6 protein-coding genes are annotated in these 11990 nt (G+C 70.9%); 2 read left to right on the top strand and 4 right to left on the bottom strand.

The features are described from left to right. Positions 1–1650, bottom strand: coding sequence for a urocanate hydratase (gene hutU / locus KUA19_RS27975; protein WP_217400731.1), 1650 nt, complete (start codon positions 1648–1650; stop codon positions 1–3). A 6-nt stretch (positions 1651–1656) separates the two neighbouring features. Continuing rightward, positions 1657–2505 (bottom strand): MurR/RpiR family transcriptional regulator, encoded by an 849-nt coding sequence (locus KUA19_RS27970; RefSeq protein WP_217400730.1) that lies wholly within the window; start codon positions 2503–2505, stop codon positions 1657–1659. A gap of 135 nt (positions 2506–2640) precedes the next feature. Between KUA19_RS27970 and KUA19_RS27965 the strand changes: the two genes are divergently transcribed. Further along, complete coding sequence (locus KUA19_RS27965; protein ID WP_217400729.1) at positions 2641–3483, top strand: class I SAM-dependent methyltransferase; 843 nt, start codon at positions 2641–2643, stop codon at positions 3481–3483. 71 nt (positions 3484–3554) lie between these two features. Here the strand turns inward: KUA19_RS27965 and KUA19_RS27960 are convergent, their stop codons facing one another. Together KUA19_RS27960 and KUA19_RS27955 are read right to left on the bottom strand one after the other, a co-directional pair. Then, positions 3555–6671: a M14 family metallopeptidase gene (locus KUA19_RS27960; RefSeq protein ID WP_217400728.1), complete on the bottom strand. Its 3117-nt coding sequence runs from the start codon at positions 6669–6671 to the stop codon at positions 3555–3557. 150 nt (positions 6672–6821) lie between these two features. Further along, positions 6822–7289: a winged helix-turn-helix domain-containing protein gene (locus KUA19_RS27955; protein ID WP_217400779.1), complete on the bottom strand. Its 468-nt coding sequence runs from the start codon at positions 7287–7289 to the stop codon at positions 6822–6824. Positions 7290–7571: 282 nt separating this feature from the next. Between KUA19_RS27955 and KUA19_RS27950 the strand changes: the two genes are divergently transcribed. Beyond that, entirely contained in the window at positions 7572–11936 is a 4365-nt protein-coding gene (locus KUA19_RS27950) for a S8 family serine peptidase (RefSeq protein ID WP_217400726.1), read from the top strand. Positions 11937–11990 lie beyond the last annotated feature (54 nt).

Raw genomic sequence — 11990 nt, 5'->3', positions numbered from 1 at the left:
TCACGACTCGCGCATCGGCACGCGCACGCCACGCTCGGCGGCGACGTCGACGGCCTGGTCGTACCCGGCGTCGACGTGGCGGATCACGCCCATGCCCGGGTCGTTGGTGAGCACCCGCTCGATCTTCTGCGCGGCCAGCGGCGTGCCGTCGGCGACGGTGACCTGGCCCGCGTGGATGGAGCGGCCGATGCCGACACCGCCGCCGTGGTGGATCGACACCCACGAGGCGCCGGACGCGGTGTTGACCAGCGCGTTCAGCAGCGGCCAGTCGGCGATGGCGTCGGAGCCGTCGAGCATCGACTCGGTCTCCCGGTACGGCGAGGCGACGCTGCCGCAGTCGAGGTGGTCGCGGCCGATGACGATCGGGGCCTTCAGCGTGCCGTCGGCGACCATCTCGTTGAACCGCACCCCGGCCTTGTCCCGCTCGCCGTAGCCGAGCCAGCAGATCCGGGCGGGCAGGCCCTGGAAGGCGACCTTCTCCCCGGCCATCCTGATCCAGCGGGCCAGCGACTCGTTCTCGGGGAACAGGTCGAGCACGGCCTTGTCCGTGGCGGCGATGTCGGCCGGGTCACCGGACAGCGCCGCCCAGCGGAAGGGCCCCTTGCCCTCACAGAACAGCGGCCGGATGTACGCGGGCACGAACCCCGGGAAAGCGAACGCCCGCTCGTACCCGCCGAGCATGGCCTCGCCGCGGATCGAGTTGCCGTAGTCGAACACCTCGGCACCCGCGTCCATGAACCCGACCATGGCCTCGACGTGCTTGACCATGCTGGCGCGGGCCCGCGCGGTGAACTCCTCCGGCTTGTCGGCCGCGAACGTCTGCCACTGCTCGACGCTCACGCCCTCGGGCAGGTACGACAGCGGGTCGTGCGCACTGGTCTGGTCGGTGACGATGTCGATGGCCACGCCCCGCCGCAGCAGCTCGGGGAAGATCGTGGCGGCGTTGCCGACCACGCCCACCGACAGCGGGCGGCGCTCGGCCTTGGCCGCCAGGGCCAGCTCGATGCCGTGGTCGAGTGAGTCGGCCACGACGTCGAGGTAGCGCTGCTGCACCCGGCGGTCCAGGCGGGTCTTGTCGACGTCGATGATGAGGCAGGCGCCGCCGTTCATGGTCACGGCCAGGGGCTGGGCACCGCCCATACCGCCGCAGCCGCCGGTCAGCGTAAGGGTCCCGGCCAGCGTGCCGCCGAACTTCTTCTCGCCCACGGCCGCGAACGTCTCGTAGGTGCCCTGCAGGATGCCCTGGGTGCCGATGTAGATCCAGGAACCGGCGGTCATCTGGCCGTACATGGTCAGGCCGAGGGCCTCCAGGCGGCGGAACTCCGGCCAGGTGGCCCAGTCGCCGACCAGGTTGGAGTTGGCCAGCAGCACCCGGGGCGCCCACTCGTGGGTGCGGAACACGCCGACCGGGCGGCCCGACTGGACCAGCATGGTCTCGTCGTCCTTGAGCGTGGTCAGGGTGCGGATCAGCGCGTGGAAGCTGGGCCAGTCGCGGGCGGCCTTGCCGGTGCCGCCGTAGACCACCAGGTCCTGGGGGCGTTCGGCCACGTCCGGGTCGAGGTTGTTGCTCAGCATCCGGATCGCGGCTTCCTGCTGCCAGCCCTGGGCGGACAGGGTGGTGCCGCGGGCGGCGCGAATGATCTGGTCCATGTCTGCCTACTCCATGAAGACGGCACGGCGGGTGGCCGAGCTCTCGAAGTGTTCGAGCCGACGCTGGGTGGCGGCCGGATCGATGTCGCTCATCGCCTGGAGCAGCACCATGGTCAGCACCATCGGCGCAGTGTGCAGGTCGAAGACGAGCTGGGAGCCGACCGCGGCGGTGAGCGCCACGTCGGCGAAGTCGGCGGCCGGGCTGACCGGTGAGTCGGTCACCACGACCAGCGCCAGGCCCAGGGACCTGGCCTCGGCGAGCGCGTCGCGCAGCTCGCGCGGATAGCGGGGCAGCGCGTACGCCAGCACGGCGCGCGCGCCCGAGTCGGCGGCCTGCTCCAGCCGTTCGATGAGCAGGGTGCCGCCGCTGTCGAGCACCCGCACCTCGGGGTGGATCTTGGCGGCGAAGTAGCCGAAGTAGCCCGCGAGCGGCGCGGCGGCGCGCAGGCCGAGCACCGGCAGCGGGCGGCTGGCCGCGAGCAGCCCCGCCGCCGCGTGCACGGCGGCCGGGTCGGCCAGGGTGTCGGCGAGCCGGTTGAGGTTGGCCATCTCGTCCCGTACGGCCCGCTGCAGATCGTTGGCCTCGTCCTCGACCACCGGGGCGCCCGCGCTGAGTTCGCGCAGCCGCCGCCGCAGCGCCGGATAGCCGTCGAAGCCCAGCGCCATCGCGAACCGGGTCACCGACGGCTGGCTGACCTGCGCCATCTCGGCGACCTCGGCCGCCGACAGGTACGCGGCCGTGTCAGCGTGATGCACCAGCTCGCGAGCGATGCGCCGCTGGGTCGGGGTGAGCCGGGCACCCTGCACGAGCTCACGCACGCCGGCTGCCGCCCCGGAAGTAACCCCAACATTCACCACGCCACTGTATGCAAGTTTTCATTCAGGCGCTACTGGCACGTGACCTCCTGATGCCAACTCGGGACATCTGGTGACGGGCCGCTGGGGATGATAGAAAGCGCACAGCGATTCATGTTCGTGGAAGGTGCGCCGATGCCCGACCGCAAGACGAGGATCAGGCGCGCCGTGTCGCGCACCCCACTGGCTCCGCTCGCCGCCCTGCCCAAGCGTCTGGTCAGGGTCGCCAAACACGACGCCGGGGTGCTGCGCGAGTCCGCCCGCTGGCTGGTCAAGTCCCGCGAACACCACAACTACACCTACGATCTGACCGCGCTCAACCGCGAGCACCTGGCCTGGTTCGTCAGCGTCGTCGGCGACGCGCCCGTCGCACTGGTGCGGCAGTGGATGGCCGAGATCGAGGCCGACGCGGTGCTGCGTACCCACATCGAGAAGACGACCGCGACCGCGGCCCGGCGCGGCCTGGCCGACAAGAAGGTCCGCTACGCCCGGCGCCTGGGCTGGTACGCCCTGATCCGGGCGGCCAAGCCCGCGCACGTGGTCGAGACCGGCGTCGACAAGGGCCTGGGCACCTGCGTGATCGCCTCGGCGCTGCTGCGCAACGCCGCCGAGGGGCATCCGGGGCGGGTCACCTCGCTGGACATCAACCCCGAGGCCGGATACCTGGCCACGGCGCAGCCGTGGGCCGCGGTGGTCGACCTGGTCATCGGCGACTCGATCGCCTCGATCAACGCGCTGGACCGGCCGGTCGACCTGTTCCTGCACGACAGCGACCACAGCGCCGCGCACGAGCTGCGCGAGTTCACCGCGGTCGAGCCGAAGCTGTCCGAGCGCGCGCTGCTGCTCACCGACAACGTCACCGTCACCCGGGTGCTGTCCCAGGTCGCCGAGAAGACGGGTCGTCGGTTCCTGGCCTTCCGCGAGCAGCCCTCGCACCACTGGTACCCGGGCGACGGCATCGGCGCCGCCTGGCGCTGACGGTCTCAGCACGTTAAGAAGGGCACCTTCTATATCGCAAAGCGATAAGAAGGTGCCCTTCTTACTTGCGGTCAGTGGTTCAGGAGGTGGTGGAGGGCTCGGTTGATCAGGTCGTTGCGCTCGGTGGGGGACAGGCCCTCGATGCCGAAACCGGTGAAGACCGTGTCGCGGGTCGTCACGATGCTGCCCTCCTCGAAGGCCAGCTGGCTGCGGGCGAAGTCGCTGCTGTTGCCGGGCGAGCCCGCGGGCGGGCCCGCGATCGTCCAGCCACCCAGGTCGCTCTCGAACGAGGTGTCGGCGACGGTCGCGCCGTCGGCCTTGACCGTCACGTCGTCGACGAAGACGCCCAGGCCCTGGGTGCCCCAGTCGGAGGCGTACGAGATGGACAGCTCGACCTGCTTGCCCGCGTACGGCGTCAGGTCGAATGCCAGCTCGGTCCAGCCGCCGGAGGCGCCGGTGAGCGCGTTCCAGGAGCCCGTGCTGCCCGTCGCCGAGCAGTCCCAGCCCTGGTAGTGGGCCAGGAACGGGTGCACGCCGTCGACCCAGCCCGCGGCGCAGCTCTCGCCGGTGCCCTGGGTGCTGTGGCCGGTGGTGTCCGGCAGCGTCGTCCAGTCGTCGGAGCCCACCACGTGCGCCTCGACGAACAGGTAGTCCCAGTCCGGCTCGGTGTCGAACGATGACCAGAACCGCAGCTCACCGCTGGTCTTTCCGGTCAGGTCGACGGTGTGGGTCAGCCGCTTGTAGCTGGAGTCGGCCCGGCCGCTGTAGAGGTACCAGCCGCCGGTGTGCGGGTCGTACGGGGCGGCGCCGGGGCGCAGCCAGTCGGCCGGGGCCGAGCTGCGGAACTGCGGGAACGCGGCCGGGGGCAGGAAGCTCGAGGTGCTCAGGAACGAGGCGGTGTGCCCCTGGTTCTCGGCCGACCCGGTGCCGTTGAGGGTGCCGGTGAAGCCGTTGAAGGCCCCCGCGTTGCCGCCCAGCGGGTACGGGTTGGCGTCCGGGTCGCTGCCGCCGCCGTCGACGTAGCTGTACGCGCCGAGCCAGTACTGCAGGAAGTCGTTGAGCACCGGCAGGCACGGGTACTCGCGGACGGTGCACTCGGGCTCGGTCGGCACGTTGGGGTTGTAGAAGTAGGCCCCGTCGGCCGACTGGGCGTACTCGGCGTACTGCCCGGAGAGCAGCAGCTTGCCGCCCTCGTTGAGGTAGTCGCGCACGGCCAGCTCGATGTCGAGCGAGGCCTTGGCGGTGGTGCCGCCGGGCTGGCCGAGCTGGCGCAGGATGATGTCGTCGCCGGTCTCCCACACCACCGCGTCGTAGTGCGACAGCACGCCCAGCGGGTGCGGCGCCCGCCGACCCATGGTGTCGAAGTCGTACACGTCGCTGGTGTAACCGGCGGCGGTCAGCGCAGCGGCGTAGGAGTCGGTGTACTTGGCGGCGGTGCCGGTCTGCGCCGGGCTGGCGCCGGTGACGTCCTCCGCGGCCAGGATGAGCACCCTGCCGCCGATGTCGTCGTGCACCTTGTAGGTGAAGTGCTCGCTGGCGACCGGCCCGCTCTTGCCCTTGCCGGTGAACCACACCTCGACCTGGTCGCCCGGCTTGGTGCCGGTGACCTTGCCGCGGAACTCGCCGTAGTAGTCGTTGTTGGTGTCGCCGTAGCGTTCGCCGCCGCGCCACTCCTTGACCCCGCCGGTCTTGGTGTAGCCGCCGTTGACGCGCCAGTGCACCTGCACGTTCTTCAGCGAACGCCGGATGGTCGCGGCCACCGGCTGGGTGCGGCCGTACGACACGTCGAAGGAGTCGACGACGAAGTCGGGGGTGGTGCGCCCGACCGCCGAGACCGGGTTGGCCGGGTCGGCGGCCGACTTGGCCAGCGACAGCGCGAACGGGATGTTCTTCAGGAACTCGTCCTGGATCAGCTGCTCGTCGTCCGGGAAGTTGAAGACGCTGGCGCAGTCCTCGGCGTTCCACGGGTCGTCGGGGTCGATGTTGGACGCGGTCTCGCAGGTGCTCATCTCGGGGGTGAAGCCGAGCGTGCCGTACTTGACGGCCATGTGCAGGTCGGTGTCGCCGTTGGTGGTGTACAGCTCGGCGGAGATGTCCGGGTCGTAGCCGGGGATGGCCGAGTGCGCGTCGTCGCCGGCCAGGGCCTCGTAGATGACGTCGTCGGGCGTGGGGGTGCTGACCTGCCAGCCGGCGCCGTACAGCAGCAGTTCGGCGGCGGAGTGGTAGTTGACGAAGAAGTCGAACTTGACCCGCTTGAACAGCGCGTCCAGCGCCTTGGACTCCGGCTCGGAGTTCGGGCCGCTGCCCCGGAACGTCTCGCTGGCCGGGTCGTCGGAGGAGCCCTCGTTGTCGTAGCCCCACTTGGTGGCGTAGTTGCGGTTCGGGTCCACGCCGTCGCCGGCCCCGATCACGCCGTCACCGTCGTTGTCGTGCAGGTTCTTGCGCCACAGCCGGTTCTCGCCGGTGAAGGTGAAGTCGTAGCCGTCGGGGTTGGCCACCGGCACGAACCACAGCTCACGGGTGTTGACCAGGCTGGTCAGCTCGGGGTCGGTGCCGTACCCGTCGAGGAAGTGGTGCAGCAGGCGGCGCACCATCTCCGGGGTGATCCACTCGCGGGCGTGCTGCGCGCCGAGGTAGATCACCGACGGGCGGCTGCCGTCCTTGACCGAGCGGGCGTTGCGGGTGACCTTGACCGCCGTGATCGGCTTGCCCTGCACGGTGTAGCCGATGGTCTCCAACTTGGCCAGGTCGGGATGGGCGGCGGCGGTCTGCACCAGCTCCTCGCGCAGCCCGCCGGACCCGCTGTAGGGCCGGAACACGGCCGGACCGGCCAGTCGACGCGGCGACTGCGAGGCGGGCCTGCCGTCGATCGTCTTGACCGACAGCTTGACGCCCTGGCTCGCCAGCCGGGCCGCGTCGCGCCGGGTGAGCACGACCTCGACCGACAACTTGTCGCCGGACCCGGGCTTGACCGCCACGTCCTCCCGGTCCAGGCCCAGCGCGCGGAGTCGGGCGAGTTCGTTGGCGGCGATCTCGCCGACATAGACCTCGAGCGGGTTGGCCTCGCCCGTGGCCTTGACGGTCGTCGGCGGTGCCGCCGAGCCGACCGCCTGCGCGCTGCTCGGCAGGATCAGCGCGATCGCGCCTACCACGCCGAGGCCCGCGGCCACGATCCGTGATCTTGTCATCTGTGCTCCCCCTGGGTGTCGAAGGACTTCCGAAAGAAAGCCTTCGGGTCACCGTCACATATGTCAATAGATAAGACCACGATCGAATGGGCGGAGGGGGCGCCGCTCGTCTGTACGCCACAGGTTAAGGCGCGTAGGCGGCGTGGCGGCTCAGTTCCGGCGCGTGGCGTCGGTGGCGACCAGGCGGTAACCGACGCCGCGGACCGTCTCGACGGCCAACTCGCCCTCGGCCACGGCGAGCTTGACCCGCAGCCGCTTCACCGCCGAGTGCAGGATGGACGTGTCGCCCAGGTAGGCGCCGCCCCATACGGCCTGGAACAGTCGCTGGTAGGTCCACACGGTCGACGGCGGACCGGCCAGGCAGCCGAGCAGTCGCCGTTCCAGCCGGGTCAGCGACAGTGGCGCGCCCTGCCAGCTCACCCGGTGCCCGCCCGCCTCGATGACCAGGCTGCCCAGCTGCACCCGCTCCGCGTGCACGGCGGTGACCGCCGGGGTGGGCGGTGCCTCGACGGCCGCCGGTTCGGGAAACAGGATGCCGCGCAGCTCTTCGAGGTCGGCGCAGATGAGTACGGCGCCGCAGGAGTCGAGTCGGCGCACCAAGCGCTCGCGTACCGCCAGATCGGACGATACGCAGACAACCAGCGGCACATCGGCAGCGATCACCGCAACCTCCCCAGTGGTTGCTCAAACGCCTACAGACAACCCGTTCGCATAGATCAAGTCAACTTTCCGTCGGGCAGATGGGCGACGCTGACGGCATTCTGCCCGGATCGACGGAGTACTGACAGGGACTTGCCCGCACGTGGCCATTGATAGCCGCCATTGGCTGACCGAAGCATGGCATGCAATGGCCTGCGCGGGACATCCCCGTCGCGGGCCGCTCATCCAGGGGAGGACGAGATGTCGCAAGCCAACCGGCGTAACAGCCGGTCGCGGTGGCCGCAACGCCTGGCCGCCGTATCGGTACTGCTACTGGCCGCGAGCAGCGCGCCCGCGGTGGCGCAGGCCGCACCCGCACCGGCACCCAAGGCAGAGGTCAGCGCGGCGGTGCGCGCCGCGGTGGCCGGCGGCGGGACCACCGGGTTCCTGGTGTACCTGCGCGCCAAAGCCGACCTGAGCCCGGCGGCGACCGCGCCCGGCTCGACCGAGCGCGCCACCCGCGTCTACGGCGCGCTCACCGCGACAGCGGCCAGCAGCCAGCACGACGTGCGGGCGCTGCTGGACGAGCGCAAGGTGAGCTACAAGTCGTTCTGGATCGCCAACGCGCTTTACGTGTCCGGCGACCAGTCGGTCGTCGACGCGCTGGCGGCGCAGCCGAGCGTGGCCAGCATCGTCCCGTCCAAGACGTACCCGCTGGTGCAGCCGATCCAGGGCACCGACCCGGCGACCGTCAACGCGGTCGAGTGGGGCCTGGACAACATCCAGGCGCCGCGCGTGTGGTCGGAGTACGGCGTACGCGGTGAGGGCGTCGTCGTGGCCAACATCGACAGCGGTGTGCAGTTCGACCACCCGGCGCTGGTCGGCAAGTACCGGGGCAACGTCGGCGGCTCGTTCGACCACGACTACAACTGGTTCGACCCGACCGGCATCTGCACGGGTGGCACGCCGTGCGACAACAACGACCACGGCACCCACACCATGGGCACCATGGTCGGCGACGACGGCGCCGGCAACGTGATCGGCGTGGCGCCCGGGGCGAAGTGGATCGCGGCCAAGGGCTGCGAGGTCAACACCTGCTCCGACGCGTCGCTGCTGGCGGCGGCGCAGTGGGTGCTCGCCCCGACCGACCGGGCCGGCAACAACCCGCGTCCCGACCTGCACCCCGACATCGTCAACAACTCGTGGGGCGGTGGCGGCGGTGACCTGTGGTACGAGGACTCCGTCGACGCCTGGATCGCCGCGGGCATCTTCCCGATGTTCTCCAACGGCAACGAGGGCCCGAACTGCGGCACCGCGGGCTCGCCCGGCGACTACCCGCAGTCGTACTCCGCGGGTGCCTACAACAGCAGCAACGTCATCGCGGGCTTCAGCAGCCGCGGCGCGTCGGGGGTGGACGGCAGCATCAAGCCGAACATCGCCGCCCCGGGCGTGAACGTGCGCTCCAGCGTCCCCGGCGGCGGATACGACTCCTTCAGCGGCACCTCGATGGCCTCCCCGCACGTGGCGGGCACCGTCGCGCTGCTGTGGTCGGCCGCCCCGGCGCTCAAGGGCGACATCGACGCCACCAAGGCGCTGCTGGACGACACCGCCATCGACACCGACTCGCTCGGCTGCGGCGGCACCGTCGACGACAACAACAACTTCGGCGAGGGCCGGCTTGACGCGTACGCGGCGGTCACGGCCGCCCCGCGCGGCCCGCACGGCACCGTCACCGGCACCGTGACCGACGCCGCGACCAGCGCCGTACTGTCCGGTGCCACCGTCTCGGTGACCGGCCGCACCGTCACCACCGCGGCGGACGGCTCCTTCTCGCTGACCGTCCCGGCGGGCGCCAACGAGGTCACCGCGAGCAAGTACGGCTACCACGCGTCGACCCAGACCGTCACCGTCGCCGAGGACGCCACCGTCACGCAGAACTTCGCGCTGACCCCGGCGCCGATGGTGACCGTCAGCGGCAAGGTGACCGACGGCTCCGGCCACGGCTATCCGCTGTACGCCCGCATCGACGTCGCGGGCGGCCCCGGCGTGCCGGTCTTCACTGACCCGTTCACCGGCCGCTACAGCGTCAACCTGCCCGGCAACGCCACCTACCAGTTCAGCACCGCCCCGCTGTACCCCGGCTACCGCACCGCGACCACCTCGGTGGTCCTGGCCGCGGCGGCCAAGACCGTGAACATCGCGGTCGGGGTCGACCCGGGCTGCACCGCCGCGGGCTACGCCTCGGCGTTCACCGCACCGCTGCTGGCGCAGGACTTCAGCGGCGGCAGCCTGCCGACCGGCTGGACCACCGCCGCCCGCACCGCGGACGGCAACTGGTCGTTCAACGACGCCGGGGCGCGCGGCAACCTCACCGGCGGCACCGGCGGCTTCGCCATCCTGGACAGCGACAACCTGGGCCAGGGCAAGACGCAGGACGCCGACCTGATCACCCCGGTGGTCGACCTGTCCGGCTCGGGCGCGCCGTACCTGCGGTTCAACAGCGACTACCGCGCGTTCTCCAACAGCATCGCCGACGTGGACGTCACCACCGACGGCACCACGTGGACCAACGTCTGGCACCAGACCACCACCAACCTGCGCGGCCCCCGGGTCGAGCAGATCGCGCTGACCTCACTCGCGGGTGCGGCCACCGCCCAGATCCGGTTCCGGTACAAGGGCACCTGGGCCTGGTGGTGGGAGGTCGACAACGTCGAGGTGGTCAACCGGACCTGCTCGCCGGTGCCTGGCGGCCTGGTCGCCGGGATCACCACCGACGCCAACACCGGCGCCGGGCTCAACGGGGTCACCGTCACCAGCACCGACGTGCCCGGTGACAGGGCGGCCTCGGCGGCGACGCCGGACGACCCGGCGCTGGGCGACGGCTTCTACTGGCTCTTCTCCACGGTGACCGGGACGCACCCGTTCGCCGCGACGAAGGCGCCGTACGCCACGCTCAGCAAGAACGTGGCCGTGGTCGGCGACGGGATCAAGCGGGCCGACTTCGCGCTGAAGGCCGGGCGGTTGACCATCGCGCCGACCGACGTGCAGTCGTTCCAGCCGTACAACAGCACCCGCAAGACCACGCTGACCGTCACCAACACCGGCTCCGCCGCGGCGACGGTGCAGGTGCTGGAGCGCGGCGGCGCGTTCGAGATCCTCGGCCGGGCCGGTGCCCCGCTGGTGGAGACGAAGCTGCCCGGCGGCAAGGCCTCGCGCGGGATGACCGGCGTGGCCGGCAACCGGGCGCCGGCCTCGACCCCGGCGGTGGCCGGAGCCTGGGCTCCGATCGCCGACTACCCGGTGGACGTCTTCGACAACGCGGCGGCCTCGCTGGAGGGCAAGATCTACTCGGTCGGTGGCGGTAGCGGCACCGGCAACGAGAACAAGGCCTTCCGGTACGACCCGACGACCGGTGCGTGGACGGCTCTGCCGAACCTGCCCACCGGCCGGGCCAAGCCGCAGGTGGCGGCCGTCGGTGGCAAGATCTACGTGCTGGGTGGCTGGAACAGCAGCGGCACGCCGATCTCCAGCGTCGACGTGTTCGACCCGATCGCCGGGACGTGGAGCACGTTGTCCGGGGTGATCAACCCGAAGCCGCGCTCGGCGGCGGGTATCGCCACGGCCAACGGCAAGATCATCCTGGTGGGCGGCTGCACCGACAGCAGCTGCACCGACTCCACCGACACGGTCATCTTCGACCCGGCGACGAACGTGTTCACGCTGGGCGCGGCCTACCCGCAGGGCGTCGCGTGGATGTCCTGCGGCGGCATCGGTGACAAGGTGTACTGCGCCGGTGGCAGTGGCGACGCCGACTTCGACAACGGCTTCGGCTACGACCCGGCGGGCAACAGCTGGTCGCCGATCGCGGACCTGCCGTTCGACCTGTGGGGTTCGGCGGGCACCTCCGCCGGGGGCCTGCTGGTGCTGGCCGGTGGCGTCACCGACGGCTCCACCACGGTGACGAACAAGACCATCGCCTACGACCCGGCCGCCAACGCCTGGCTCACCCTGCCCAACGCCGCCAACGCGGTGTACCGGGCCGGGGCCGCCTGCGGCGCGTACAAGATCGGCGGTTCGCCGACCTCGTTCGTCGGGTCGAAGAAGTCGGAGTTCCTCGGCGACCTCGGGCAGTGCGACGAGGCCACCGAGATCACCTGGCTGAGCGAGAACCCGGCGTCGTTCACCCTGGCCGCGGGCAAGTCGCGCACCATCACGGTCACCCTGACCGCGACCCCCGAGGCGGGCGTACAGCAGCCCGGCAAGTACGAGGCCCAGCTCGCGCTGCGCTCGGACACGCCGTACCCGGTGTCCGGGGTCGACGTCGAGATGAACGTCTCGCCGCCGCCGAGCTGGGGCAAGATCCAGGGCACCGTGCTCGGCCAGCCCTGCTCGGGCGGCCCGGTGGGCGTGCCCGCCATCGTCCGGGTGAACCTGCTCGACCTCCCGGACACCGGCTGGACCCTGCGCGCCGGGGCCGACGGCTCCTTCGCGTACTGGGTGCCGAAGGGCAACTACGAGGTCATCGTCGCCAAGGACGGCTGGATCCCGGAGGCCACGCGGCTGAAGATCGAGGCGGGCATCGTCCGCACCGCCAACTTCACCCTCGACCCCCTCGACCCCTGCTGACCCCGCTCTCGGGTGACCTGAGGTAAGGAAGGGCACCTTCTTATCGCTTTGCGA

The sequence above is a fragment of the Catellatospora tritici genome, from assembly GCF_019083965.1.
Taxonomy (GTDB): Bacteria; Actinomycetota; Actinomycetes; order Mycobacteriales; family Micromonosporaceae; genus Catellatospora; species Catellatospora tritici.
This window is presented reverse-complemented; position numbering and strand designations above follow the sequence as displayed.